Raw genomic sequence first — 25,160 nt, forward strand, 5'->3', positions numbered from 1 at the left:
CTCTCCTTATGTAACGGAGCGGCTACAAGTTGCCGAAGAATTCCCAGTCAGGCCCATCCCAGCGCCAGCTTCGCGTCGGCGAGCAGGTGCGTCATGCGCTTTCCGAAATGCTGCCGCGCGGCGAGATCATCGATCCGGTGATTGAGACCACCGTCATTTCGATCACCGAGGTGCGCATGTCGCCCGACCTCAAGATCGCCACCGCATTCGTGTCGCCGATTGGCGCCAAGGATCCTGAGGCGGTCATCGCCGCGCTCAACAAATATGCCAAGTTCATCCGTGGCCGCGTATCATTTGCCCTGAAGCAGATGAAATACATGCCGGAATTCCGGTTCCGGCTGGACACCAGTTACGACAATTTCGCCAAGATCAACGATCTCCTGCGCTCGCCCGAAGTGGCGCGCGATCTCGACGGCGAAGAAGACAAGGAAGACTGACATGTCGCGTCGCGGCAAGAAGAAAGGCCGGCCCGTCTCCGGCTGGCTGGTGCTGGACAAACCGGTGGGCATGGGCTCGACCGAGGCTGTCTCCAAGATCAAATGGCTGTTCAACGCCGAAAAGGCCGGTCATGCCGGCACGCTCGATCCGCTTGCCTCCGGCATGCTGCCGATCGCGCTGGGCGAGGCCACCAAGACCGTGCCCTACGTGATGGACGGCGCCAAGGTCTATCGCTTCACGGTGACCTGGGGCGAGGAACGCTCGACCGACGACCTCGAAGGTCCGGTGACCAAAAGCTCGGACAATCGTCCGTCGGAAGACGAAATCCGCGCCATCATGCCCAACTACACCGGCGTCATCATGCAGACGCCGCCGCAGTTTTCGGCGATCAAGATCGCCGGCGAGCGTGCCTACGACCTCGCCCGCGAAGGCGAAGTCGTCGACATTCCCGCGCGTGAGATCGAGATCGGCCGCCTCGACATCGTCGAGAACAGCGCCGACCGCACCGTCTTCGAGATCGAATGCGGCAAGGGCACCTATGTGCGCTCCCTGGCGCGCGACATGGGTCGGGATCTCGGCTGCTTCGGTCATATCTCCGAACTCCGCCGCATCGAGGTCGAGCCGTTCACCCAGGAAGACTTCGTCACCATCGCCGAACTCGAGGCGGCCCGTGCCGCCGGCCAGCCGGATGGCGAGGAAGGCAAGTGGGACTTCACTGAAATCGACGAGTTCGTTGTCGACACCTCGGCAGCACTCGAATGCCTGCCGCAGGTGGTGGTGACCGACGAGGCCGCGACCAAGATCAGGCTCGGCAACCCCGTCATCGTTCGCGGCCGCGACGCGCCGGCGGAAGCCGAAGAAGCATGCGCCACGGCCCGCGGCAAGCTGATCGCCATCGGCGCCATCGAGCAGGGCATGTTCAAGCCCAAGCGCGTCTTCACGGCCTGACCCTTGTTTGCAGCCGTTGTTTCCGATTGGATCGTCCAAGATGATTCCGCGGATGAAACGCGATGGCCGAGGCTGAGACGATAGCACTGCGCCCGCAACGACACGTGCGGCGGGCCCCGGTCGGGGCCTCGCCAGGAACCTTGATCGCCGATCCTGCCGCCAGGCAGTCGGCGCTCAACCTGACGTTGATTTCGCCCGAAGCCTGCGAATTCATCAACAATGCCAGCCTCGACGATGTGTCAGCCGCTTGCGAGAAGTGGCCATTGATCTGGCTCGATTGCGTCGGTCTCGCCAATGTCGGCCTGATCGAGGAGATCGGTCGCATCTTCGGCCTGCACACGCTGGCGCTTGAGGATGTCGTCAACACCGGCCAGCGCCCCAAGGCCGATTTCTTCGACGATCACGCCTTCTTCGTCCTCAGCATGATCGACGACGCCAAGGCCGGCCGCTACGAACAGATTTCGTTCTTCTTCGGCGAGAACTTCGTCGTCACCTTCCAGGAGCGCGAAGGCGATCCGTTCGAGCCGGTCAGGCAGCGCATCCGCACCTCCAATCCGAGCCGCCTGCGCCACCGCAAGGCCGACTATCTTGCCTATGCGCTGATCGACGCCGTGGTCGACAGCTACTTCCCGATCGTCGACGCGACCGCCGACAAGGTGGACGAGATCGAAAACGATCTGCTGGAGCAGCCTCACAAGCAGCAGATCAGCCAGTTGCACATGATGCGCCGCTCTACCAACGTGCTCAAGCGCACGCTGTGGCCGCTGCGCGATGCGCTTCTGACATTGACCCGGTCCGATGCGCCGTTCATCACCGCCGGGACCAAGATCTATTTCAACGACACGCTCGACCATGCGATCCGGCTTTCGGAGAGTGTCGAGTCCCAGCGCGACACGATGATCGGCCTGATCGAGGTGCAGCTGTCGCTGTCGCAGGCGCGCACCAACGAGATCGTCGGCGTGCTCACCATCGTCTCGGCGATCTTCATTCCGTTGACCTTCCTGGCGGGCATATGGGGCATGAATTTCGATCCCAGCGTCTCGCCATGGAACATGCCGGAACTGCTGGCACCCTACGGCTATCCGGCGGCACTCGGTTTCATGGCCGTGGTCGCTGTCTCGCTGGTGGCATTTTTCCATTGGAAGAAATGGCTCTGAGAGCCGGCTTGCGAAATAGCTGGCATTTGCCGCCAAATTCCACTATATGCGCCGCAACATTGCGCTTTTGTGCGTTTTGTTCACTGGCCCCAGCTGGACGACATCCCGGCCGTGGGCGTCCCGTTTCCTCAAGATCGAAAGGAAAAACACGATGTCGATCACTGCCGAGCGCAAGTCGGAACTTATGACTGAATTCGCAACCGCCAAGGGCGACACCGGTTCGCCGGAAGTCCAGGTTGCAATCCTTTCCGAGCGCATCAAGAACCTGACCGAGCACTTCAAGGACCACAAGAAGGACAACCACTCCCGTCGTGGCCTTCTGGCGCTCGTTTCCCAGCGTCGCTCGCTGCTTGACTACCTCAAGCGCAAGGACGACGCACGTTATCAGACGCTGATCGAGAAGCTCGGTCTGCGCCGCTGATGAATTGACCGGCGGGCTCTCCCTGCGAGAGTCCGCCGGTTGCGCATTCGGGCCATCCTGTTCGATGGTCCATTAGCCCGATCCCGCCACATTGTGTGGTCGTGCTGAAAAAGGGTCCGGAGCGCCACAGGGAAGCGCCCGAACCACCCATGGACGGTCATGGGGCAGGATTGCACGACGTTCGGCCAGCCGCCTTCGCGGCCCACATACCGCCGAACTTCCTGTTGTCTTGCCCGTGGCTGGCCAAAACGAAGCCCAGGCGCGTTCGGGAAGCCGATTGGTTCCTCAAACAGCGCGCCGAACAAGCCAGGGAATTTGGCGCGCCGGAATGCGGCGTTGGCCATTCCCGCCACGAAGGACAGAACATGTTCAATTACCACAAAGTTGAAATCGAATGGGCCGGCCGTCCGCTCATCCTCGAGACCGGCAAGATCGCGCGTCAGGCCGACGCCGCCGTGCTCGCCACCTATGGCGAGACCGTCGTTCTCGCCACCGTCGTCTCGGCCAAGGAGCCGAAGCCGGGCTTCGATTTCTTCCCGCTGACCGTCAACTACCAGGAAAAGACCTACGCAGCCGGCAAGATCCCCGGCGGCTACTTCAAGCGTGAAGGCCGTCCGAGCGAGAAGGAGACGCTGGTCTCCCGCCTGATCGACCGCCCGATCCGCCCGCTGTTTGCAGCTGGCTACAAGAACGACACCCAGGTCGTCATCACTGTCGTCCAGCACGACCTTGAGAACGATCCGGACATCCTGTCGATCGTCGCCACCTCGGCAGCGCTCACGCTTTCGGGCGTGCCCTTCATGGGCCCGATCGGCGGCGCGCGCGTCGGCTACATCAACGGCGAATACGTGCTCAACCCGCACATCGACGTGATGCCGGAATCGAAGCTCGATCTGGTCGTCGCTGGTACGGGCGAAGCCGTCCTGATGGTCGAGTCGGAAGCCCAGGAGCTGCCGGAAGACGTCATGCTCGGCGCCGTCATGTTCGGCCACAAGGGCTTCCAGCCCGTCATCGACGCCATCATCAAGCTGGCTGAAGTGGCCGCCAAGGACCCGCGCGACTTCACCGCGCCGGACTACTCCGAGCTTGAAGCAGAGATGCTCAAGATCGTCGAAGGCGAACTGCGCGACGCCTACAAGAACATCGACAAGCAGGCCCGCTATGCGGCTGTCGACGCGGTCAAGGCCAAGGTCAAGGCAGCGTTTGCCGCCGAGGGCGACGAAACTCCGAAGTGGTCGGCCGACAAGGTCGCCGCCGTGTTCAAGGAACTCCAGGCCAAGATCGTGCGCTGGAACATCCTCGACACCAGCTCGCGCATCGACGGTCGCGATCTCTCGACCGTTCGCCAGATCGTCTCCGAAGTCGGCGTCCTGCCGCGCACCCACGGTTCGTCGCTGTTCACCCGCGGCGAGACCCAGGCGCTGGTCGTTGCCACGCTCGGCACCGGTGAAGACGAGCAGTACGTCGACGCCCTGACGGGCATGTACAAGGAGAAGTTCCTCCTTCACTACAACTTCCCGCCCTACTCGGTCGGCGAGACCGGCCGCATGGGTTCGCCCGGCCGTCGCGAAATCGGCCACGGCAAGCTGGCCTGGCGCGCAGTGCGCCCGATGCTGCCGGCTGCCGAGCAGTTCCCCTACACGCTGCGCGTCGTCTCGGAGATCACCGAGTCGAACGGCTCGTCGTCGATGGCTACCGTCTGCGGCACCTCGCTGGCGCTGATGGATGCGGGCGTTCCGCTGCAGAAGCCGGTTGCCGGCATCGCCATGGGCCTGATCAAGGAAGGCGAGCGTTTCGCAGTTCTCTCCGACATCCTGGGCGACGAGGATCACCTCGGCGACATGGACTTCAAGGTGGCCGGCACGACCAACGGCATCACCGCGCTGCAGATGGACATCAAGATCGACGGCATCACCGAAGAGATCATGCAGATCGCCCTCGGCCAGGCCAAGGACGGTCGCCTGCACATCCTCGGTGAAATGGCCAAGGCTCTGTCGGAAGGCCGCAAGGAACTCGGTGAGTTCGCGCCGCGCATCGAAGTGATGCAGATCCCGACCGACAAGATCCGTGAAGTCATCGGTTCGGGCGGCAAGGTCATCCGCGAGATCGTCGAGAAGACCGGTGCCAAGATCAACATCGAGGACGACGGCACGGTCAAGATCGCTTCGTCGAACGCCAAGGAGATCGAGGCGGCCAAGAAGTGGATCCACACCATCGTGGCCGAGCCGGAAGTCGGCGAGATCTACGAAGGCACGGTCGTCAAGACCGCTGACTTCGGCGCCTTCGTCAACTTCTTCGGTCCGCGCGACGGCCTCGTCCACATCTCGCAGCTTGCCAACGACCGCGTTGCCAAGACCTCGGATGTGGTCAAGGAAGGCGACAAGGTCTGGGTCAAGCTGATGGGCTTCGACGAGCGCGGCAAGGTCCGCCTGTCGATGAAGGTCGTCGACCAGGCCACCGGCAAGGAAATTGCCAAGGAAAAGAAGGCTGAAGGCGAAGAAACCGCAGCCTGATAGGCTGACATCCTGATATGAAGCGGGCGCGCCGGAAGGTCGCGCCCGCTTTTGTTTTGAGTGCGTCCTTCGAGGCTCGCTTCGCTCGCACCTCAGGATGAGGTAGGTGGTGTCCGGCGACTGCAGCTGGCAGCCCATCAAGCCCTCTCCGGTTGGTAGTGGCGCCGACCGTCCTCATGCCCAGGGGCACGCTTCGCTCGTACCTCAAGATGGGGTAAATGGCGCTGGGTGGCTGCGCCATGACAGACTGATCAAGCCACGACATTTCTGGTTGGCGATGGTGCCGACCGTCCTCATCCTGAGGTGCTCGCCCAAAGGGCGAGCCTCGAAGGACGCACTGTTAGGATCCGCAATGCGCGACGCCCTGAAAACTCTGTTCTATCCCTTTGAGGCCGACATCCTGCCGATGCCGCAGAAGGGCACGCGCACGCTGTTCCTGGGCGCCGAGCCGGGTTTTCGGAAACCGCAGGGTTTTGAAGGATCACTGTCGCTCGTCCAGGGCTTTCGCCCCTATGTGCTGGCCTTGGCGGCGGCGGGACATGATGTCAGCGCTCAGGCCGAAGGCGAAGGCTACGATCTGGCGCTGGTGCTTGCCGGGCGGCATCGCGGCCTGAATGAGCTGCGGGTCGCCGAAGCCATCGAGCGCGTGGTGCCGGGCGGGCTGGTCGTCGTCGCCGGCGGCAAGGACGATGGCATCGCCAGCCTGCGCAAGCGGCTCGGCGGCCTTGTCGAGATCGAGGACCACCTGCCGAAGTTTCACGGCACCGCGCTCTGGTTCCGCCGCGGCGCCCAGGCTGATGCTGCTGCTGCAACGCTGCGCGCCGACAATCCGGAGATGCTGGTTGAAGGCCGTTTCCGGACCGCGCCTGGCATGTTCTCCCACGAACGCGTCGACACCGGCTCACGGCTGCTGGTCGAACACCTGCCGTCGGACATCAAGGGCAAGGTCGCCGACTTCTGCGCCGGCTGGGGATATGTCGCAGCCGAGGTTTCGGCGCGTGCCAGGAGCCTCACCGTGCTCGACCTGTTCGAGGCGGATTTCGCCTCGCTCGAGGCCGCGAAACTCAATGTTCCCAGCTCACCGGTCGAAGCCGGCTTCCATTGGAGCGACCTGACCAAGGAGCCGGTCGAGCGGCGCTACGACGTGGTGGTGATGAATCCGCCGTTCCACCAGGACCGCGACGCCGACCCCGAGATCGGCCAGCGCATGATCAAGGCGGCAGCGGCAGCGCTGAAGCCGGGTGGCCGGCTGTTCATGGTGGCCAACCGCCATCTGCCCTACAAGCCGGTGCTCGAGGCGTCATTCTCATGGGTGCGGGAAATCGCGCTCGAGGACGGCTTCAGGGTCTGGTTCGCGCAGCGATAGGACAACGCAAGGCGGGGCGGCTGCGGCCGCCGTCCAGCCGTGTCAATGGATGGCTGCCGCCTGCTGGGCAGGCGCGCGCAAGGTGTCCAGGGAAAGCGGGGCGGGGCGGCCGAAAAGGTAGCCCTGCACGACCTGGCAACCGGCCGCGCGCAGCAGGGTCGCCTGGTTCTCCGTCTCGACGCCTTCGGCGATGGTGCGAACGCCCAGCGCCCGGGACAGGCCGACAATCGTCGAAACCACCGCGCCAGAGTTGCTGTCGGTCTCCATGCGGCTGACGAAAGACCGGTCGATCTTCAGTTTCTGGAACGAGAAGTCGATCAGGTAGGCAAGGTTCGAGTAGCCGGTGCCGAAGTCGTCGACTGCGACCGACAAACCCATCGCCGTCAGTTGCTTGAGGATTTCGGCGGCACGGTCGCGATCCTGCATCATCGCCGATTCCGTCAATTCGAGTTCGAGACGCTTGGGGTCGATGCCGGTATCCTGGATGATCCTGGCGACGTTGCCGACGAAATCGCGGGTCATGAACTGCACCGGCGAGATGTTGACGGCAACGAAGCAATCGTCCGGCAGGTGCCGGGCGTCGGTGCAGGCCTTGCGCAGCACCCAGTCGCCGATCGGCGCGATCATGCCGGTCTCTTCGGCCACCGAAATGAACTCGATCGGCGGGATCATCCCACGCTCGGGATGCCGCCAGCGGATCAGGGCCTCGTAGCCGACGACGTTGCCCGACATCAGGTCGAGCTGCGGCTGGTAGTGCAGGTCGAAGTCGCCGCGTTCGAAGGCGACATGCAGTTCCGATTCCACCCACTGGCGGTGGTCGGCGACCTTGCCCATGTCGGGGTGGAACACGGCCCAGTTGCCGATGCCGCCGGCGCGGGCGCTCTGCAGGGCGAGATTGGACCGGCGCAGCAGCGCCACGGGATCGTTGCCATCCTTGGGCATGGCGACGACGCCAACCGAGACGTTGACCGACTGCACGTGCGACGGCAGCGGGTAGGGGCGCATGAGATCTTCGATCAGCCGGTCGACCAGCGCCTCAAGCGCGCCATCCATCAACTGGTCGGGATAGAGGATCGCGAATTCGCCAGCGCCGATGCGCCCCATCACGACGCCCTTGGGCAGGGCCGCGGTCAGCCGCGCCGTGAAGGCGCGGATCAAGGCGTCTCCCTGGCAATAGCCGATGGCGTCGTTGATCTGCTTGAAGCGGTCGATGTCGACGTCGATGAGGAAGATCGGCTTGCCGCTACGGCCGGTTGCGCACGCTGCTTCGGCGATCTTGCCGACCATCGCCGGCCGCGCCAGCAGTCCCGTCAGCTTGTCGAAATTGGTTTCCTTGAAAACGAACTCGGCCGATTCATCGACGCCGGCGAAGAACGACATCGCGGCGATCGAGGCGGCAAGGGCGCAAAGTGCCGCAATGACCGCGCCTGCAACCTCCGTGGGCATGCCGACGACCTGGTTGCCGAGGGTCCATTTCAGCCCCCACAGCCCGATCACGAAACTGCCGAGCCCAGCACTGGCGATGGTGACGAGGCGGAAAAGCGGGCTTCTGTTGGGGTTGCGGACGGCGGACATGCAGTGGCTTCCTAACTTGCGAGGCATTCCTACCAATTCGCTCGTTAAGATCGCCTGTGACGATTGTCTACAATTTTAGCCGCCGTCCAGATTGTCAGTCGCGGCCGTTGTCCATCTGCTTCAGCTCTTCCAGCGTCGGCATGGAGACAATGTGGTAGCCGGAATCGACATAGTGGATCTCGCCCGTGACGCCCGACGACAGGTCGGAGAGCAGGTAGAGCGCCGAGCCGCCGACCTCTTCCAGCGAAACGGTGCGCCGGAGCGGCGAGTTGCGCTGCTGGTAGGAGAACATGTGACGGGCGTCGGAGATACCGGCACCGGCCAGGGTCCGCACCGGACCGGCCGAGATGCCGTTCACGCGGATGCCGCGCGGGCCGTAGTCGTTGGCGAGGTAGCGCACGCTGGCCTCGAGGCCGGCCTTGGCGACGCCCATGACGTTGTAGTTCGGCATGACGCGAACCGACCCCGCATAGGTCAGCGTGATCATCGAACCGCCCTCGTTCATCAGCGCGGCGGCGTGCTTGGCGACCTCGGTGAACGAGAAGCACGAGATCACCATGGTGCGCACGAAGTTCTCGCGCGTGGTGTCCGCATACAGGCCCTTCAGCTCGTTCTTGTCGGAAAAGCCGATGGCGTGGACGAGGAAGTCGATGCCGCCCCACTTTTCCTTGAGTGTCTCGAAGGTGGCGGCAACCGAGGCGCTGTCTTCGACATCGCAAGGCACGAGGATCGAGGCGCCGAGCTTTTCGGCCAGCGGCTTCACGCGGCGGCCGAAAGCCTCGCCCTGATAGGTGAAGGCCAGTTCCGCGCCATGCTCGGCGAGCTTCTGGGCAATGCCCCAGGCAATCGAATGGTCGTTGGCAACGCCCATCACCAGGCCGCGCTTGCCCTTCATCAGTCCGTCCATGTCGGTGTCCCTATGCGGTGAGGCGCTGGAAAACGAGAGTTGCATTGGTGCCGCCGAAACCGAACGAATTGGAAAGAACGGTATCGATCTTGGCGTTGTCGATGCGCTTGCGCACGATCGGCATGCCTTCGAATTCGGGATCGAGCTCTTCGATATGCGCGCTCTCGCCGATGAAGCCGCCCTGCATCATCAGGATCGAGTAGATCGATTCCTGCACGCCCGCGGCGCCCAGCGAGTGGCCGGTTAGCGACTTGGTCGAGGTGATGTTCGGCAGGTTGCCGGCAAACACTTCGCGGATCGCTCCCATTTCCTTCGAATCGCCCACCGGCGTCGAGGTGCCGTGGGTGTTGACGTAGTCGACCGGTCCCTTCACCGTCGAAAGCGCCTGGCGCATGCAGCGCATCGCGCCTTCGCCCGACGGGGCGACCATGTCGTAGCCATCAGAGGTCGCGCCGTAGCCGACGAGCTCGCAATAGATCTTGGCGCCGCGCGCCTTGGCATGCTCGAGCTCTTCCAGCACCAGTACGCCCGCGCCGCCGGCGATGACGAAGCCGTCGCGGTTGAGGTCGTAGGCGCGCGAAGCGACCGAAGCTCGGTCATTGTACTTGGACGACATCGCGCCCATCGCGTCGAACAGGTTCGACATCGTCCAGTCGAGGTCCTCGTGGCCGCCGGCGAACATGATGTCCTGCTTGCCCCACTGGATCATTTCCGCCGCATTGCCGATGCAGTGCGCCGAGGTCGAGCAGGCCGACGAGATCGAGTAGTTGACGCCGTGGATCTTGAACCAGGTGGCGAGCGTGGCCGATGCGGTCGACGACATCGCCTTCGGCACCGCGAACGGCCCGATGCGCTTGGGGCTGTTGTTCTTCAGCGTGATTTCGGCGGCTTCGACGATAGTGCGGGTCGACGGACCGCCCGAGCCCATGATGATGCCGGTGCGTTCGTTGCCCGAGATGTCGCTCTCTTCGAGACCGCTGTCGGCGATCGCCTGCTTCATCGCGACGTGGTTCCACATGCCGCCCTGCGACAGGAAGCGCGCGGCGCGACGGTCGACGAGTTCCGTCGTGTCGAGATTTGGAGCACCCCAGACCTGGCACTTGAAGCCGTGCTCGGCGAAGGACTCGGAGAAGCTGATGCCCGACTTGGCGTCACGCAGCGAGGCTTGAACTTCGGAAGCGTTGTTGCCGATGGACGACACGATTCCAAGGCCAGTTACGACGACCCGTCTCATTCAGATTTCCTTTCAGAATGTCCGGCAGCCTTAGGCCGCGGCTTCCTGCTTTGCGAGGCCGACCTTGAGGTCGGTGGCCTTGTAGATAGTTTCGCCGTCGGCCTTCAACCAGCCGTCGGCGATGCCCAGGACCAGGCGGCCGCGCATCACGCGCTTGAAGTCGATGCCGTATTCGACCTTCTTGACCGAAGGCGTGACCATGCCCTTGAACTTCACCTCACCGGTGGAAAGCGCCATGCCCTTGCCCTGCTCGCCGAGCCAGCCGAGGTAGAAGCCGGTCAGCTGCCACATTGCGTCGAGGCCGAGACAGCCCGGCATGATCGGGTTGCCGATGAAGTGGCAGGGGAAGAACCAGAGGTCCGGCTTGATGTCGAATTCAGCGCGGGCATAGCCCTTGTCGAACTCGCCGCCGGTCTCGCTGATCTCCGTGATGCGGTCGAACATCAGCATCGGCGGGGCGGGAAGCTGGGCATTGCCGGGTCCGAACAGCTCGCCGCGGGCGCACGCCAGCAGTTCTTCGTAGCTGTAGCTGGATTTCTGATCGGCCATGAACAATCTTCCCCGTCAAAGCTTAGGACGACGGCTCGCCCTTGTTGTGTGCTCTCACTAGCACAGACTGTCTTGTGCCGGAAACCGGCGTTTTGCGCATAACGCGACCATCCCTTTGGGTCAATGCGCGCTATTGATCGCATTTGAGCGACAGAATATATGTCGAAGTAGCTTGCCGGCGGCATTTCCCGTCTTTGGCGCATCCGGCGGGCTAAAGTGGGGCGAAGGCGAACTTCTGCGAGGCAATCAATTGGACTCCCGCAAGGCAACCATTGCTGTGGAAATGCGAGTCCGCGATGCAGGGCTTAGACCAACGCGCCAGCGCGTCGCATTGGCCGAACTGCTGTTCGCGAAGGGCGACCGCCATTTGTCCGCTGAAGAGCTGCACGAGGAGGCGCTTGGCGCCGGCGTGCCGGTTTCGCTTGCGACCGTCTACAATGCGCTGCATCAGTTCACCGAAGCGGGTTTGCTGCGCATCCTGGCCGTCGAAGGTGCGAAGACCTATTTCGACACCAACACATCCGATCACCATCACTTCTACGTCGAGGGCGAGAACCGGGTGTTCGACATCGAGTCGAGCGCGGTGACGGTCGCCAATCTTCCGGAACCGCCGGAAGGGATGGAGATTTGCAACGTCGACATCGTGGTGCGGCTACGGCCGAAACGCGCCGTGTGACCGTTCAGGCCGCGTCCGGTCTTTCGGAGTTGTGAGCCCCGGCGCCAGGCGTCCGGGGCTTTTGCTTGTTTGCAGGGTCGGTTTTGCTTTTTTGCAGCGAGCAACCGGGCAAGTGGCGCCCGGTCGCCGGTGCCGGAGCATCAGTTCTCGACGCTTTCGCCGGGATAGGCGCCCCAGAGCTGCGACTGGCTGACCCAGCCGCTGGTTCCGGCAAAGCTCATCTCGCACCATTCGCCGTTGCAGCGCTTGATCGAGCCGATGACGCCCGGTTCGACGATGGCGACGGTGCGCGCGCCGGCTTCGGGATCGGCAAGGATGTTGATCTTGGCCGGCTTGCCGCGCTGCCACGGAGCGGCGATCGCGGTGCGGTGGCCCGAAAGCAGCGACTGGTTGATCCAGCCCTCGGCGCCGTCGGCATCGCGCACGCGGCGCCAGTTGTCATATTCCTGGATGATCTCCATCGGCAGGCCCGGCTTCAGGTAGAGCCAGTCGACGGGATAGTTGACGCCCGGGCCGATGCGTGAATTGACCTTGCCCGCCTTGAGGCTGACAAATCGCGGCAGCGGCAATCCGCTCGGACCGACGGTGCCGACCTGGGCAGCGACCGCCGGACCGACAATGCCGGCATGTGGCGATACCAATGCCAGGCCGATCAGGGCTGCGCTGACGGCCAGGCGGAGCGACGCGAAACCAGACACTTCCGTAACCTCTGCTTGAACTTGGCGCTTCGTGCCTTGCGGCTTCGAAAGGCGCCCCTTTTTCTTTGTCTTCGGCGGCACTGCTTGTTACACAGATTACCACCCATCGATCGGTTCCCAGTTTCGCCGGTCTTGGTTAAAGAGGTCTCAATGGGATCTTCGTCGAGGAAAGAATGACCGGCCGAAAAAAGCCTCTCGTCGTCATCACGCGCAAGCTGCCGGATCCGGTCGAAACGCGCATGCGCGAACTGTTCGACGCGCGGCTCAATGTCGATGACAAGCCGATGACCCAGCCGGAACTGGTTGCTGCGGTCAAGGAAGCCGACGTCCTGGTGCCCACCGTCACCGACACGATCGATGCCGCGCTTATCGAACAGGCCGGCCCGAATCTCAAGCTGATCGCCAATTTCGGCAATGGCGTCGACAAGATCGACGTCGCGGCTGCGTCGAAGCGCGGCATCACCGTGACCAATACGCCCAATGTGCTGACCGAAGACACCGCCGACATGGCGATGGCGTTGATGCTGGCCGTGCCACGCCGCCTCACCGAGGGCGCCAACGTGCTGACGAGCGACAAGAAATGGGCCGGCTGGTCGCCGACCTGGATGCTCGGACGCCGTCTCGGCGGCAAGCGCCTCGGCATCGTCGGCATGGGCCGGATCGGCACCGCGGTCGCCCGCCGCGCCAAGGCCTTCGGCCTGTCGATCCACTATCACAACCGCCACCGCGTGCTGCAGTCGGTCGAAGACGAACTGGAGGCGACCTATTGGGAGAGCCTCGACCAGATGCTTGCCCGGATGGACATCATCTCGATCAACTGCCCCTCGACGCCGGCGACGTTCCATCTGCTGTCGGGGCGCAGGCTGGCGCTCATGCAGCCGACCGCCTACCTCGTCAACATCGCCCGGGGCGACATCATCGACGAGGATGCGCTGGTCAAGATGTTGCAGGACGGCAAGCTGGCGGGCGCCGCGCTCGACGTTTTCGAGCATGAGCCGGCGGTCAACCACAAGCTGCTCAAGCTCGCCGCCAAGGGCAAGGTGGTGCTGATGCCGCATATGGGCTCGGCGACCATCGAGGGCCGCATCGACATGGGCGAGAAGGTCATCATCAACATTCGCGCACATGTCGACGGGCACCGCCCGCCGGACCGCGTCCTGCCGCTGAGGACATGAGGGGGCGCCGAACGCTGGTCGCTGCGTCCTTCGAGGCTCGCCCTAAGCACCTCAGGATGAGGACTGTCGGCGCTTTTCAGCTTGCCGCCTCGGTGTTCCAGAACGTGGCGCGCAGTGCCCCCGACCGTCCAGAACATGGCGCGCAGTGCTCCGACGGGCCAACCCGGCGCTGAGTGCATTGACGGGTCCAGAATGTAATGCGCAGTGCTCCGACGTCCTCATCCTGAGGTGCGAGCCCTCATCCACTTTGCGTGGTTGGCGCCATGGGTTGGCGGGCGAGCCTCGAAGGACGCACGGTCCAGCCGCCCGCTTCAATTGGAAACGCTGATCGCCCCATCAGCACCAACCCGCACCTGCCACCCCTCAAAAGCCCCGAACGCTTCCCGCGGCAGCTTCACCGCCACCGGCGTCTCCCAGCCCATTTCGCGCGCAACGATCAGTCCGAGCAAAAGAATCGCGTCAGGCTCGCGCAGCACAAGCGCCGCCGGCGCGTGCCCGGCATGCACAAGCTCCATCAGCACGGCCGACGCCGAGGACGAGCCGATGGTACCGGGCAGGAACAGCACCTTGCCAGCAATGGATTGCCCGCATTGGGGATGGCGCACGTCGGCGATGCGCCCGGATTTCGGATCGACGCCGCCCCAGAAACTGATCGGCGCCGACAGCACCAGTGCCGGGCCTTCGCCGGGCTTGCCCGGAACGAGGATCTCGCCCCGCGCGCTCACGAGCCGAGCCTCGCGAATACAGGACGCCCGGTGACAGCACTCTCGACACAGTCGGCGAGCGAGCCGTAGAGCACGCCATAGCCGGTGTTTCCCGGCGCGTAGTGCGCGAACTTGCCCGAATTGGTCATCAACACGCCGCCTGACCGGTCCGGCAGGATCGGCGTCACGACCACGCAGGTGTCGGCGACAATGACGACGCCCAGCGCCTCGAGCGCCTTGCGTCGGCCGGCCTTGTCGAGCTCGGTCACGACATGCCTGCCGGTGCAGGCGTGAATGGGGACGGCAAGCCGCCGGCCCGCCAGTAGCTGCTCCAGCGCGTCGAACTCGGCCAGCGACAGATGCGGGCTGCCGATGGCGACGGCGTCGATGCTGTCGGTGCGTTCAGCGGTTGACAGCCGGGCCTGGGCCGCAGCCACCATTTCGGGCGTCACCGCAATCGTCGTTTCGCCTTCGAGGCCGCCCAGCGCCGTGGCGAGATCGGGCGCTTCCGGGGTCACGCCGGCGATGTGGAAAAGGCCGACGGCGCCCGACGATGCAGCGGCCGCGCCGAAGGCCTTCAGTGCGTCCTCGCCGGGCATTTGCACGACGCCTGTGACCACGCCGATGGCGTTGCCGACCTCGCGGCCATAGAGGCTGCCCAAGACCGGCCAGGCGATTTCGGAAGCGAGGAAAGCAGGAGGCAAAGCGGAGACGTCGAACACCAAAGTCGCCCGGCGATTCGCCTCGAGGTGCAGGCCGTGGTCGGGTGCACGGCCTGAGATCGCACAGGCGATGTCGAGAAAGTCACCATAACGGTTGGTGCGGGCGCCGAGCACCGAGTTGCAGAACACGACTGCGTTCGATTCGCCCCAGGCGACATCGCTGCCGAATGCCGGCCGGTGGCCGGCCTGATAGGGGGCGCAGGTCCAGCTCTGTTCGCAGCCGAGCTTGCGGTAGGCTTCCATCATCCGCCGCGCCATTGAGCGTTGCGGCTCTTCCAGGCGCACGCGCGAGCAGCCCGTGAGATCGAGCGCGCCGACATTGAGCGTCGAGCGCACCGCCACCCGCGCGCCGCCGTCCACCAGCCGTTCGGCAAACAGCGTGCCCGAATCGCCGTGGTAGAGCGCGCCGTCGATATGGGCGGAGGCGATGGGGATCAGCCTTGGCGCGCCGAGCAGGGCAGCACTGTCGGCAGCGATGCGCATCGCCATTGCCCGGCCATCGCTGCCGGAGGCGATGCGACGTTCCTCGGCGGTCAGCTCCAGGCTCACGCCAGCACCTTTCGGAAGGTGATCGAGGTCGGCCGGTCGAAGCCCTGGTGGGCCGTACGCTCGACCTCTATGAAACCCAGCCTGGCGAAGGTCGAGTGATTGGCGTGCAGCTCGACTCGGCTCTGCAGTTCCAACGCCGGCTTGCCACGGCTGACGGCATGGCGCTCCGTCGCCTGCATCAGCCTTCTGGCGATGCCGTGGCCACGCATGCCTTCATCGACGGCGAGCTTGCCGACGTAATATGCATCGGGGCGTTCGGCCGCGAAGATGCAGCCGACGAGGCGGTCGCCGGACGTCGCGATGAAGCCGGTCTCGACCTTTGCCTTGTCGCGCAAGGCGGCTGCGGACAGAAGGTGCGCCGACGAAGGCGGTTCGATGACGCCGTCCATGTAGGCGAAGGAGCGCATGATGAGCGCAAGCAGCTCGTCCCAGCGGTCGAAGTCCTCGGGCAGGCGGCAAATCGTCGGTTCCGGCATGGCTCAGGAGGCTTTGTAGCGCACGGTGTCGAAACGCGCGCCGAGCGCATCGTAGAGCAAGAGCCGGCCGACGAGCGGCTCGCCGATGCCGGTGATCAGCTTGATCGCCTCCATCGCCTGCAGCGTGCCGATCACGCCGGTCAGCGCGCCGAGCACCCCGGCCACCGCGCAGGACGGCACGAGTCCGGGCGGCGGCGGTTCGGGGAACAGGTCGCGGTAGGACGGGTTGCGGCGCCCGTCGGCGCCCGTCTCGAACGGCTTGAGCACGGTGATCGAGCCGTCGAAGCGCCCGACGGCGGCATGCACCAGCGGCCGCTTCACCGCCGCGGCGGCATCCGCCACCGCATAGCGTGTCTCGAAATTGTCGGAGCCGTCGATCACCAGGTCGTAAGCTGAGATCAACCCGGCCGCGTTGTCGGTGGTCAGGCGCGTCTTGTGCAGTTCGACAGTCACATGCGGGTTGATGCGTTCAATCGCAGCCTTTGCACTCTCCGCCTTCGACTGTCCGACCGATTCGGTGGCGTGGATGACCTGGCGCTGCAAGTTCGACAGCGAAACATGGTCGTCGTCGACGATGCCGAGCGTGCCGACACCGGCGGCGGCAAGATATTCCAGCACCGGCGCACCCAGCCCGCCGGCACCGATCACCAGCACCCGCGCCCGCTTGAGCTTTTGCTGGCCCGGCCCGCCGATCTCCGGCAGCACGATATGCCTGGCGTAGCGTTCGAGTTCTTCCGGGGAGAGCGGGGCTGCCTGGTTCATGGTGCAACCATATCGCCGCGAAATCGGCTTGTCAGGCGGATAGCGGCGCGATCTATCAGTCCACGCCGTCTGGCAAGGCGGTGGCGTGCACGCTGCCGTGGTCGACGGTCAGGAACTGCGCCTTGCCGGCGAGGCTCGAAAACAGGCTGGCTTCCGTGCCTGTCATGAAGGCCTGGCAGTTCAGCTCTTCGAGAATCGCAAACAGCGCGGCGCGTCGACCGGCGTCGAGATGGGCGGCAATTTCGTCGAGCAGCAGGATGGGGGCTGCCCCCGCCATCTCGCCGGTCAGGCGGGCATGCGAGATGACGATGCCGATCAAAAGCGCCTTCTGCTCGCCGGTCGAACAGAGTTCGGCCGGCATGGATTTGGGCCGGTGGCGCACAAGCAGATCGGACCGGTGCGGACCTTCCAGCGTGCGGCCGGCCGCCCTGTCGCGCTCGCGCCCTCTGGCCAGCGCCTGGCGGAAACGCTCCTCGAGTTCGACTGCGGGCATGCCGCCGATACTCTCTTCGAGCGTTCCCGCGAGCGCCAGGTCGGCCTGGGGAAAGGGCCCGGTTTCGGGCAGGCGGCCGATCATCGTGGTGAGAAGGCGGACCATTTCGACCCGCGCTGCCGCGATTGCCGCTCCCGTCTCGGCCATCTGGGTCTCGATGGCGTCGAACCAGCCGCTGTCGCGGCGGTCTTCGCCGAGCAGCCGGTTTCGCCCGCGCATCGCCTTTTCGTAGTCGAGCGCGCGCTGGCCGTGCGCAGGGTCGATGGCCAGCACCATCCGGTCGAGGAAACGGCGGCGGTCGCCTGCGGGTCCGGTGAACAGGGCGTCCATCGAAGGGGTGAGCCAGACCACGCGCAGCCATTCGAGCATGTCGTCGGCGGATTTGGCGTTGGCGCCATTGATGCGCACACGGCGGCCGGCTTCTCCAGCAGCCTCGGGCGCCGTGCCGGTGCCAATCTCGGCGTCGCCGAACGGACCTTCGATCGTGGCGTGCACGGCAAAGGCGCCGTTGCTCCCCTCGCGGGCGACATCGGGGTAGGGCGCGCGGCGCAGGCCGCGTCCCGGTGTCAGGAACGAGATCGCTTCGAGGAGATTGGTCTTGCCCGCGCCGTTCTCGCCGGTGAACACCACCGCGCCCGGCCTGAGGTCGAGCGAAAGCGAGCCATAGTTGCGGAAGTCGGTCAGCTTGAGCGTGCTGATATGCGTCGAGGGCGTGCGTTTCCGCTCGCCCTCTGGGGTCTGGTCTTGCACGGCCGTCCTGGCGCTACACGCGCATCGGCATCAGCACGTAGAGAGCGTTCTCGTCGGCTGTGTCGTGGATGAGCGTGGGGGAGCCGGCGTCGGCCAGCATGAAGCGCGCTTCGCTGCCCTTCAGTTGGGCCGTGACATCGAGCAGGTACTTGGCGTTGAAGCCGATCTCGATCGGGTCCGACGAATAGTCGGCCGCAATCTCCTCAATGGCGCTGCCCGAATCGGGGTTGTTGACGGCAAGCGTCACCTGGCCGTCGGCAATCGACAGCTTGACCGCGCGGCCGCGCTCCGACGAGATCGTCGACACGCGGTCGACTGCCGCAGCGAAGCTCTGGCGGTCGATGACCAGTTTCTTGTCGTTGCCGCTCGGGATGACGCGCTGATAGTCGGGGAAGGTGCCGTCGATCAGCTTCGACGTCAGGATGACGCCGCCGATGGTCAGGCGAATCTTGGTGTCGGAAAGCTCGGTGGTCACAGCGACGTCCGGCGTGTCCATCAGCTTCTGCAATTCGCTGACCGTCTTGCGCGGGATGATGATGCCCGGCATGCCTTCGGAGCCGGCCGGCGCCTCGACTTCGGCGCGCGCCAGGCGGTGGCCATCGGTTGCGACAGCACGCAGCATCAGCTTGCCGGCGCTTTCCAGCGTGTGCAGGAAGATACCGTTGAGATAGTAGCGCGTCTCTTCGGTCGAGATGGCGAACTGGGTCTTGTCGATCAGGCCTTTAAGGGCCTGCGCGTCGAGCCTGAAGATGTGCGAGAAGGTGCCGGCGGAAAGCTCGGGGAAATCCGACTGCGGCAAGCACTGCAGGCGGAAGCTCGAGCGGCCCGAAATGACCGACATGGCGTTGCCGTCGTCGTCGGTCTTCAGCATCACCTCTGCGCCTTCGGGCAGCTTGCGGACGATGTCGTAGAGCAGATGGGCAGGCACGGTCGTCGCGCCAGCACGCTCGACGCTGGCCGGCGTCGCTTCCGAAATCTCGAGGTCGAGGTCGGTTGCCTTGAGTTCGAGACTTGCGCCGTCTGCCTGCAGCAGAACGTTCGAAAGGATCGGGATCGTGTTCCGCCGTTCCACCACGCGGTGCACGTGGTTTAGCGACTTCAGAAGATTGGAGCGTTCCAGGATAACACGCATGACGAAACAGGCTCGCTTATTTGAAGATGCGGGCTCACGGGCTCGAATGCGCCCGGGAAAGCCCGCAACACGATCGGAATTGCGCCGAGTCTGACAGTAAAAAGGCCGGAAAGGCAAGCCCGCGCGGCCATTGCAGGCGCTTGCGCGAGCGTTCTGGGGATAAGTGCGGGCGCTGGGGCGTCGCCAGCGCCGGCAAAGCGTCAGGCCTGGTCGTTGATCAGCCTGCGCAGCAGTTCCAACTCCTGCGCCAGTGTGTTGTCGCCGCCCGACAGGTCTTCGATCTTGCGCACGGCATGCAGCACGGTGGTGTGATCGCGGCCACCGAAACGCCGCCCGATTTCCGGCAGCGAACGCGGCGTCATCACCTTCGACAGATACATCGCGATCTGGCGCGGCTTGACGATGGTGCGTGTGCGCCGGTTCGACAGGAGCTCCGTCTTCGACACGTTGTAGTGGCGCGCGACGATGCGCTGGATGTCTTCGATGCGGACGCGCTTGGGCTCGCCCGTCCGGTAGATGTGGCCGAGGATCTCGTCGATGCGCTCGATCGACAGCTGCGGCTCGAACGACTGGCGGAAGACCAGCTGGTTGAACGCGCCTTCGAGTTCGCGGCCGCTGCCCGTCACCGTGCGGGCGACGTGCGCCAGCACTTCCTCGTCCATGGCGAGGTTCGGGTCCTCTGCCTTGGCGCCGGCGTAGCGGATCTTGAGCATGCCAAAGCGCATGCCGAAGTCCGGCGCCGACATTTCCAGTGCCACGCCGCCATTGAGGCGCGAACGGACGCGCGGTTCGAGCGATTCCAGCTCTGCCGGCGGACGGTCGGCGGCGACGACGACCTGCTTGGCCGAGTCGAGCAGCATGTTGATGAGATGGCAGAACTCGTGCTGGATCGACTTGCCCTGGAGGAACTGCATGTCGTCGATGATCAGGAGATCGATGTCGCGCAGCTGTTCCTTGAGCGTCAGTGCGTTGTTGTCGCGGATCGCGGTTGCAAAGCGCCACATGAAGTATTCTGCGGTCAGGTAGACGACGCGCGACTTCGGGTTCTGGCGCAGCGACTCGGCGGCGATCGCCTGCAGGAGGTGCGTCTTGCCGAGACCGACGGTGGCATGGAGGAACAGCGGGTTGAAGCGCGAGTTCGATTCCGCCACGGCGCGCGCGGCAGCCAGCGCCACGCGGTTCGACGGGCCTTCGACGAAGGACTGGAACGTGTAGCGCGGGTCGAGCGGCGAGCCGAGGACGCTCTGCTTGAACTCCGGCTCCGCCGCGCCGTTGCGGACGGGGGCAGGGCGCTCGACGCGGCCGGCGGCCACTGTGCTGGTGGCAAGCGCGGTCTGCGTCTGGCGCACCGGCTTGCGGGCGCCGGCGACGTCGCTGTCGACGATCGGGCGGCCTACCCGCGTTGCCGTGCGGATGATGACTTCGAGCTTCATCAGCTCGGGTTCTTCCTGACGCCACAATTCAGCGATCAGATCGAGATAGTGGCTGTTGATCCAGGAACGCAGGAAGGCGGTCGGCACCGAAAGGCGGATGACGCCCTTGGAAGCTTCCGCAAGCTTCATGCGGCCGAACCAGCTGGAGAAGACCTCGCTGCCCAGGCGCACCTGGAGCTGTGTCTTGACCCGGTCGAAGATCTTCTCTGCCGCACTCGCTGCGGCAGCCTCGTTACCCTCGATCAGATCGCCGCCAAAAAGAAAGCCCGCCTTTGCTTCGCTTTCGATGCCGCTTTGCATATTTTGCAATCCCTAACCTTCGGTACTCGTGATCCGATGAAGACGCGCCGCGCGTCCTTCGGAATGCTCATTCGGGCTGCAGGCCGTTTCCGGCGTCACCCCAATCTCGTTGCGTCCGGCTCGCCGCGAGGGCGACCGGAACCGTGGCGCTGTTGGGGGCGACAGCGTCAGGCAAAAGCGTAGCCGTCTGGCGCAAGCGCCAGTTCGTCAAAACCTGTTATGCCGTGTTATCCCCACACGCCCTGTCGAAGTGGACACGCCTCTCCCGATCGCGGAATCCTTCCACGCCGAAAACGCCGCCGATTTTTGTGGCTTGGCCGAGGGCTCTGTGCCCGTCCTTCGATGAAAAGACCTTACAAAAATCGCTGTGGACAGGGCAAGGGCGAGTCTAACGGGTTTTTGGTGAATCTGGTTTGCTCCGCGCCGGATTCACCTGCCTTGGAACGCGCCCGCAGCGCTAAAGCCTTTGTGATTCAAACCCTTTTTGCGGAGTCGAAAAAATCCGCGCCCGCCGGGAAAAAATTCTAAAAGAATCCGCTTGACACCTACTTGTCCCCCGAGTCCCGCGGGAGACTTGAACAACCTGTGGATGACCGTGTGTAAGCTCATGAAATTGCTATGGAATTTCTGACACGGTGAGTCTGCGGATAAGGCTGCTTGTTGCAGTTGTACTTATCAGAATAGCCGAATATGCCGGCAAATATTCTTGCTCCCTCGCGGTGTGCTTGGACGGCATTCGGGATGGCTTTTCCGGCCCATTTTTGAACAAAGAAAAACCCGGCTGGTTAGGCCGGGTTGTTCAGAAATCCAATTGCTTGCAGGGCTTAGGCGGAAAGCGCCTTGACCCGCTGCGCCAGACGCGAAACTTTGCGCGAGGCGGTGTTCTTGTGCAGCACGCCCTTGGTGGCGGCGCGCATCAATTCCGGCTGGGCTGCCGAGAAGGCTGCTTCTGCCTTCGCCTTGTCGCCCGAAGCCAGAGCTTCTTCGACCTGGCGGACATAGGTCCGGACGCGCGACCGGCGGTTCTTGTTGATCGCTGCGCGACGGGCGATCTTACGCGTTGCCTTCTTGGCCGAGGAGGTATTGGCCATGGTGCCTCTCTTTGATCTCTATGGTGGGCGCGAACGGCTTGCCGCAGTGCGCAAAAATCATTCGGGCGCCCCATAGGCCGCCTCGGTTGGTGGGCTTATAGTTCAGCTTGCCCGTTGCGTCAACGCGATTCAGATCAGCGGTTGTGGAAATTCGCAGTGCGCTTCTCGGCGAAGGCGGCCATGCCTTCCTTCTGGTCCTCGAGCGCGAACATCGAGTGGAACACGCGGCGTTCGAAGCGCAGTCCCTCGGCCAGCGTCACCTCATAGGAGCGATTGACGGCTTCCTTGCACATCATCACGGCAGGCAGCGAGAAAGCGGCGATCTTGGCTGCGGCCTTCATCGCTTCGTCGATCAGTTCGCTGGCTGGCACGACCCGCGAGACGAGTCCCGATCGCTCGGCCTCGGCCGCATCCATCATGCGGCCGGTCAGGCACATGTCCATTGCCTTCGACTTGCCGACGAAACGGGTCAGCCGCTGCGACCCCCCCATGCCGGGCATGACGCCAAGCGTGATCTCGGGCTGGCCGAACTTGGCGGTGTCGGCGGCGATGATGAAGTCGCACATCATGGCGAGTTCGCAGCCGCCGCCCAGCGCATAGCCGGCGACTGCCGCGATCATCGGCTTGCGGGTTGCGGCGAACGCCTCCCAGCCGGAGAAGAAGTCCTCGAGATAAGCCTCGACATAGGTCTTGGCCTGCATCTCCTTGATGTCGGCGCCGGCGGCGAAGGCCTTTTCGGAGCCGGTGATGACGATGGCGCCAATGCCGTTGTCGGCGTCCAGTTCACGGGTGGCGGCGAGCAGCTCGGCCAACACCTGGGAGTTGAGTGCATTGAGCGCCTTCGGCCGGTTGAGCGTGATCAGCCCGACCTTGCCGCGCCTTTCCGTGATGATCGTTTCATAGGCCATCTCGCGGCTCTCCTCGTTGCTTCTGGCGATATGCCTTCGCTCTAGCTTACCGCTGGCACTGGCGGCAATAGAAGGTTGAGCGCCCGCTTTGCACTATGCGTTCGACATGGCCGGCACAGCCGCTGTGCGCGCAAGCTTCGCCCTCGCGGTCGTAGACCGAAAACGAATGCTGGAAGTAACCGAGCGAGCCGTCGGTATGGACATAGTCGCGCAGGGAGGAGCCGCCGGCGGCGATGGCGTCGGCGATCACCTCGCGGATCGACGTGGCGAGAAGCTCCGCCCGCTCGCGCGCGACCTTGCCTGGGCCGGCGATGGTCCCGGCTGGGCGTGTCGGCGACAGGCCGGCACGCCACAGCGCCTCCGCGACATAGATGTTGCCCAGCCCGGCGATCAGCCGCTGGTCGAGCAGGGCCGCCTTGAGCGGGGTTTTCTTGTCCCTGAACAACTCGGCCAGCAACACGCCGTCAAGCGTGTTGCCGGTGGGTTCGACACCCAGGCCCGACAGCATCGGATGCTCCGCGCCGTCGCGTTCGGCAAACAGCATGAAGCCGAAGCGGCGCGGATCGTTGAACACGATCCGCGCCGGCGTTCCGGTGGTATCGGTGAGATGGAACACGACATGGTCGTGGGTTTCGGCCTTCGATCGCTCGTGGTGGAAGACGCCGGGCGTTGCCGCCTGCTCGTCGGTCTCGACGCGGAACGAGCCGGACATGCCGAGGTGGCAGATCAGCAACGGCGCGTCCTCGACGTCGGCGACGAGATATTTGGCCCGACGGCCGAGCGAACTGACCCTGCGGCCTTCGAGCCGGTCGCCGAAGCGTTCGGGAAAAGGATAGCGCAGATTGGGCCGGCGGGTCTCGACGCGGTCGATGCGCGCGCCCTCGAATACCGGCTGCAGGCCGCGCCGGACTGTTTCGACTTCGGGCAACTCAGGCATTGGTCACGATCGTCTTGAGGAAAGAGTGGCCGTGGCGTCCGGGTGCAAGGCCAAGATGCTCGGCGACCGTTTCGCCGATGTCGGCGAAAGTCGGTCTGAGGCCGATGTCGCCCCCGGAAAAGCCTGGAGCCATGCCCAGCACCGGGATGCGTTCGCGGGTATGATCGGTGCCGCGCCAGGTCGGGTCATTGCCATGATCGGCGGTGAAAATCAGAATGTCACCTCCTTTCAACCGGGCGAGGGCTTCCGGGATGCGCTTGTCGAAGGCTTCAAGCGCTGCTGCATAACCCGGAACGTCGCGCCGGTGGCCGAACTCGCTGTCGAAGTCGACAAAGTTGGCGAAGACGAAGTCGCCGTCGCCCGCGCCGTCCATCGCGCCGAGCGCCTTGTCGAACATCGCCATGTTGCCTGCGGCCTTGCGCACTTCCGATATGCCGCGATGGGCGAAGATGTCGCCGATCTTGCCGATGGCGATGACCTTGCTGCCGCGTGCCGTCAGCCGGTCGAGCAGTGTCGGCTCAGGCGGCGGCGTCGCGTAGTCCTTGCGGTTGGGTGTGCGTTCGAATGTGGCGCTGCTTTCACCGACGAAGGGCCGCGCAATGACACGGCCGATGTTGAGCGGGTCGACCAGACGGCGCACGACTTCGCAGAGTTCGTAGAGGCGCTCGAGCCCGAAATGGCCTTCGTGGGCGGCGATTTGCAGCACCGAGTCCGTCGACGTGTAGCAGATCGGCCGGCCTGTCCGGATATGCTCCTCGCCCAGCCGCTCGATGATCTCGGTGCCGGAGGCATGGCAATCGCCCAGTATGCCCGGCACCTTGCCCTCGCGAACGATGGCTTGGGTCAGCGCGGCAGGGAAGGCGGGCACGGTCTGCGGAAAATAGCCCCAGTCGAAGGTGACTGGAAGGCCAGCGATTTCCCAGTGCCCCGATGGCGTGTCCTTGCCGCTCGAGATCTCCTGTGCCGTTCCATGGAAGGCGCCCGGCAGCAAGCCGGCTTCGCGTGCGAATTCGAATCCGCTGGCAAGTTTGGCTGCGCGGCCAAGCCCGAGCGACACCATGTTGGGCAGAATGAGCGGCCCGTGGCGCAGACCCTCGCGGTCGCCGCGGCCGCTGGCGCAGGCTTTCGCGATGTGGCCGAATGTGTCGGAGCCGACATCGCCAAAGCGCTCGGCATCGGCTGCGCCGCCCATGCCAAAGGAATCCAGGACGAATATGAATGCACGCGCCATCTATTGCCGGCTTTC

General features: G+C 64.2%; 24 protein-coding genes. 8 read left to right on the forward strand and 16 right to left on the reverse strand.

Annotated elements, in window-relative coordinates:
- The first annotated feature begins 29 nt into the window (after positions 1-29).
- The 6 genes from rbfA to PCJ21_RS07955 all read left to right on the forward strand — a co-directional run bounded on the left by rbfA (position 30) and on the right by PCJ21_RS07955 (position 6,843).
- Positions 30-437 (forward strand): 30S ribosome-binding factor RbfA, encoded by a 408-nt coding sequence (rbfA, locus tag PCJ21_RS07930; RefSeq protein ID WP_269930853.1) that lies wholly within the window; start codon positions 30-32, stop codon positions 435-437.
- Between the two features lies 1 nt (position 438).
- Positions 439-1,386, forward strand: coding sequence for a tRNA pseudouridine(55) synthase TruB (gene truB / locus PCJ21_RS07935; protein ID WP_269930854.1), 948 nt, complete (start codon positions 439-441; stop codon positions 1,384-1,386).
- Positions 1,387-1,448: 62 nt separating this feature from the next.
- Positions 1,449-2,543, forward strand: a complete 1,095-nt coding sequence (gene corA, locus PCJ21_RS07940) for a magnesium/cobalt transporter CorA (protein ID WP_269930855.1) — start codon at positions 1,449-1,451, stop codon at positions 2,541-2,543.
- 46 nt (positions 2,544-2,589) lie between these two features.
- A complete protein-coding gene (gene rpsO / locus PCJ21_RS07945; protein WP_269930856.1) occupies positions 2,590-2,964 on the forward strand; it encodes a 30S ribosomal protein S15 in 375 nt (124 codons plus the stop codon).
- 365 nt (positions 2,965-3,329) lie between these two features.
- Positions 3,330-5,477, forward strand: coding sequence for a polyribonucleotide nucleotidyltransferase (gene pnp / locus PCJ21_RS07950; protein WP_269930857.1), 2,148 nt, complete (start codon positions 3,330-3,332; stop codon positions 5,475-5,477).
- Positions 5,478-5,829: 352 nt separating this feature from the next.
- Positions 5,830-6,843, forward strand: a complete 1,014-nt coding sequence (locus PCJ21_RS07955) for a class I SAM-dependent methyltransferase (protein ID WP_269930858.1) — start codon at positions 5,830-5,832, stop codon at positions 6,841-6,843.
- Positions 6,844-6,885: 42 nt separating this feature from the next.
- Here the strand turns inward: PCJ21_RS07955 and PCJ21_RS07960 are convergent, their stop codons facing one another.
- The 4 genes from PCJ21_RS07960 to fabA all read right to left on the reverse strand — a co-directional run bounded on the left by PCJ21_RS07960 (position 6,886) and on the right by fabA (position 11,108).
- Positions 6,886-8,418 carry a putative bifunctional diguanylate cyclase/phosphodiesterase gene (locus PCJ21_RS07960; protein ID WP_269930859.1) on the reverse strand — a complete coding sequence of 511 codons (1,533 nt, stop codon included), beginning with the start codon at positions 8,416-8,418 and terminating at the stop codon, positions 6,886-6,888.
- Positions 8,419-8,512: 94 nt separating this feature from the next.
- The gene (gene fabI / locus PCJ21_RS07965; protein WP_269930860.1) at positions 8,513-9,325 is read right to left on the reverse strand and encodes an enoyl-ACP reductase FabI; all 813 of its coding nucleotides are present in this window, start codon (positions 9,323-9,325) and stop codon (positions 8,513-8,515) included.
- A gap of 10 nt (positions 9,326-9,335) precedes the next feature.
- Positions 9,336-10,559, reverse strand: a complete 1,224-nt coding sequence (gene fabB, locus PCJ21_RS07970; RefSeq protein WP_269930861.1) for a beta-ketoacyl-ACP synthase I — start codon at positions 10,557-10,559, stop codon at positions 9,336-9,338.
- Positions 10,560-10,589: 30 nt separating this feature from the next.
- Positions 10,590-11,108: a 3-hydroxyacyl-[acyl-carrier-protein] dehydratase FabA gene (gene fabA / locus PCJ21_RS07975; protein WP_269930862.1), complete on the reverse strand. Its 519-nt coding sequence runs from the start codon at positions 11,106-11,108 to the stop codon at positions 10,590-10,592.
- 250 nt (positions 11,109-11,358) lie between these two features.
- On the opposite strand from fabA, the gene irrA reads away from it, so the two are divergent.
- Positions 11,359-11,784 (forward strand): iron response transcriptional regulator IrrA, encoded by a 426-nt coding sequence (gene irrA, locus PCJ21_RS07980; RefSeq protein ID WP_333474391.1) that lies wholly within the window; start codon positions 11,359-11,361, stop codon positions 11,782-11,784.
- Positions 11,785-11,924: 140 nt separating this feature from the next.
- Here the strand turns inward: irrA and PCJ21_RS07985 are convergent, their stop codons facing one another.
- The gene (locus tag PCJ21_RS07985; protein WP_269930863.1) at positions 11,925-12,482 is read right to left on the reverse strand and encodes an SH3 domain-containing protein; all 558 of its coding nucleotides are present in this window, start codon (positions 12,480-12,482) and stop codon (positions 11,925-11,927) included.
- A 173-nt stretch (positions 12,483-12,655) separates the two neighbouring features.
- Between PCJ21_RS07985 and PCJ21_RS07990 the strand changes: the two genes are divergently transcribed.
- Positions 12,656-13,657, forward strand: a complete 1,002-nt coding sequence (locus PCJ21_RS07990) for a 2-hydroxyacid dehydrogenase (RefSeq protein WP_269930864.1) — start codon at positions 12,656-12,658, stop codon at positions 13,655-13,657.
- A 311-nt stretch (positions 13,658-13,968) separates the two neighbouring features.
- On the opposite strand, the gene PCJ21_RS07995 is transcribed toward PCJ21_RS07990, so the two are convergent.
- The 11 genes from PCJ21_RS07995 to PCJ21_RS08045 all read right to left on the reverse strand — a co-directional run bounded on the left by PCJ21_RS07995 (position 13,969) and on the right by PCJ21_RS08045 (position 25,145).
- Positions 13,969-14,382 carry an aconitase X swivel domain-containing protein gene (locus tag PCJ21_RS07995; RefSeq protein ID WP_269930865.1) on the reverse strand — a complete coding sequence of 138 codons (414 nt, stop codon included), beginning with the start codon at positions 14,380-14,382 and terminating at the stop codon, positions 13,969-13,971.
- Positions 14,379-15,632: an aconitase X catalytic domain-containing protein gene (locus tag PCJ21_RS08000; protein ID WP_269930866.1), complete on the reverse strand. Its 1,254-nt coding sequence runs from the start codon at positions 15,630-15,632 to the stop codon at positions 14,379-14,381. Before PCJ21_RS08000 ends, PCJ21_RS07995 begins: the two co-directional genes overlap by 4 nt.
- Complete coding sequence (locus PCJ21_RS08005) at positions 15,629-16,108, reverse strand: GNAT family N-acetyltransferase (RefSeq protein WP_269930867.1); 480 nt, start codon at positions 16,106-16,108, stop codon at positions 15,629-15,631. Before PCJ21_RS08005 ends, PCJ21_RS08000 begins: the two co-directional genes overlap by 4 nt.
- A 3-nt stretch (positions 16,109-16,111) precedes the next feature.
- Positions 16,112-16,870 carry a molybdopterin-synthase adenylyltransferase MoeB gene (locus tag PCJ21_RS08010; protein WP_269930868.1) on the reverse strand — a complete coding sequence of 253 codons (759 nt, stop codon included), beginning with the start codon at positions 16,868-16,870 and terminating at the stop codon, positions 16,112-16,114.
- Between the two features lie 55 nt (positions 16,871-16,925).
- Positions 16,926-18,113, reverse strand: coding sequence for a DNA replication/repair protein RecF (recF, locus tag PCJ21_RS08015; protein ID WP_269930869.1), 1,188 nt, complete (start codon positions 18,111-18,113; stop codon positions 16,926-16,928).
- Positions 18,114-18,126: 13 nt separating this feature from the next.
- On the reverse strand, positions 18,127-19,245 hold the full coding sequence (gene dnaN / locus PCJ21_RS08020; RefSeq protein ID WP_269930870.1) for a DNA polymerase III subunit beta: 1,119 nt from the start codon (positions 19,243-19,245) through the stop codon (positions 18,127-18,129).
- 200 nt (positions 19,246-19,445) lie between these two features.
- The gene (dnaA, locus tag PCJ21_RS08025; RefSeq protein WP_269930871.1) at positions 19,446-20,978 is read right to left on the reverse strand and encodes a chromosomal replication initiator protein DnaA; all 1,533 of its coding nucleotides are present in this window, start codon (positions 20,976-20,978) and stop codon (positions 19,446-19,448) included.
- Positions 20,979-21,802: 824 nt separating this feature from the next.
- Positions 21,803-22,069, reverse strand: a complete 267-nt coding sequence (rpsT, locus tag PCJ21_RS08030; protein WP_269930872.1) for a 30S ribosomal protein S20 — start codon at positions 22,067-22,069, stop codon at positions 21,803-21,805.
- 134 nt (positions 22,070-22,203) lie between these two features.
- Positions 22,204-22,977: an enoyl-CoA hydratase gene (locus tag PCJ21_RS08035; protein WP_269930873.1), complete on the reverse strand. Its 774-nt coding sequence runs from the start codon at positions 22,975-22,977 to the stop codon at positions 22,204-22,206.
- A gap of 46 nt (positions 22,978-23,023) precedes the next feature.
- Complete coding sequence (gene mutM / locus PCJ21_RS08040; protein ID WP_269930874.1) at positions 23,024-23,914, reverse strand: bifunctional DNA-formamidopyrimidine glycosylase/DNA-(apurinic or apyrimidinic site) lyase; 891 nt, start codon at positions 23,912-23,914, stop codon at positions 23,024-23,026.
- The gene (locus PCJ21_RS08045; RefSeq protein ID WP_269930875.1) at positions 23,907-25,145 is read right to left on the reverse strand and encodes a phosphopentomutase; all 1,239 of its coding nucleotides are present in this window, start codon (positions 25,143-25,145) and stop codon (positions 23,907-23,909) included. Before PCJ21_RS08045 ends, mutM begins: the two co-directional genes overlap by 8 nt.
- Positions 25,146-25,160: the final 15 nt, after the last annotated feature.

It is taken from the genome of Aminobacter sp. HY435 (genome assembly GCF_027568395.1).
Lineage (GTDB): Bacteria > Pseudomonadota > Alphaproteobacteria > Rhizobiales > Rhizobiaceae > Aminobacter.

Excerpts from the sequence above, each read along its gene's own strand:
- truB (WP_269930854.1), top strand. The coding sequence starts at position 439 with ATGTCGCGTCGCGGCAAGAAGAAAGGCCGGCCCGTCTCCGGCTGGCTG.
- corA (WP_269930855.1), top strand. The coding sequence starts at position 1,449 with ATGGCCGAGGCTGAGACGATAGCACTGCGCCCGCAACGACACGTGCGG.
- rpsO (WP_269930856.1), top strand. The coding sequence starts at position 2,590 with ATGCGCCGCAACATTGCGCTTTTGTGCGTTTTGTTCACTGGCCCCAGC.
- pnp (WP_269930857.1), top strand. The coding sequence starts at position 3,330 with ATGTTCAATTACCACAAAGTTGAAATCGAATGGGCCGGCCGTCCGCTC.
- PCJ21_RS07955 (WP_269930858.1), top strand. The coding sequence starts at position 5,830 with ATGCGCGACGCCCTGAAAACTCTGTTCTATCCCTTTGAGGCCGACATC.
- PCJ21_RS07960 (WP_269930859.1), bottom strand. The coding sequence starts at position 8,418 with ATGTCCGCCGTCCGCAACCCCAACAGAAGCCCGCTTTTCCGCCTCGTC.
- fabI (WP_269930860.1), bottom strand. The coding sequence starts at position 9,325 with ATGGACGGACTGATGAAGGGCAAGCGCGGCCTGGTGATGGGCGTTGCC.
- fabB (WP_269930861.1), bottom strand. The coding sequence starts at position 10,559 with ATGAGACGGGTCGTCGTAACTGGCCTTGGAATCGTGTCGTCCATCGGC.
- fabA (WP_269930862.1), bottom strand. The coding sequence starts at position 11,108 with ATGGCCGATCAGAAATCCAGCTACAGCTACGAAGAACTGCTGGCGTGC.
- PCJ21_RS07990 (WP_269930864.1), top strand. The coding sequence starts at position 12,656 with ATGACCGGCCGAAAAAAGCCTCTCGTCGTCATCACGCGCAAGCTGCCG.
- PCJ21_RS08005 (WP_269930867.1), bottom strand. The coding sequence starts at position 16,108 with ATGCCGGAACCGACGATTTGCCGCCTGCCCGAGGACTTCGACCGCTGG.
- PCJ21_RS08010 (WP_269930868.1), bottom strand. The coding sequence starts at position 16,870 with ATGAACCAGGCAGCCCCGCTCTCCCCGGAAGAACTCGAACGCTACGCC.
- dnaN (WP_269930870.1), bottom strand. The coding sequence starts at position 19,245 with ATGCGTGTTATCCTGGAACGCTCCAATCTTCTGAAGTCGCTAAACCAC.
- dnaA (WP_269930871.1), bottom strand. The coding sequence starts at position 20,978 with ATGCAAAGCGGCATCGAAAGCGAAGCAAAGGCGGGCTTTCTTTTTGGC.
- rpsT (WP_269930872.1), bottom strand. The coding sequence starts at position 22,069 with ATGGCCAATACCTCCTCGGCCAAGAAGGCAACGCGTAAGATCGCCCGT.
- PCJ21_RS08035 (WP_269930873.1), bottom strand. The coding sequence starts at position 22,977 with ATGGCCTATGAAACGATCATCACGGAAAGGCGCGGCAAGGTCGGGCTG.
- mutM (WP_269930874.1), bottom strand. The coding sequence starts at position 23,914 with ATGCCTGAGTTGCCCGAAGTCGAAACAGTCCGGCGCGGCCTGCAGCCG.
- PCJ21_RS08045 (WP_269930875.1), bottom strand. The coding sequence starts at position 25,145 with ATGGCGCGTGCATTCATATTCGTCCTGGATTCCTTTGGCATGGGCGGC.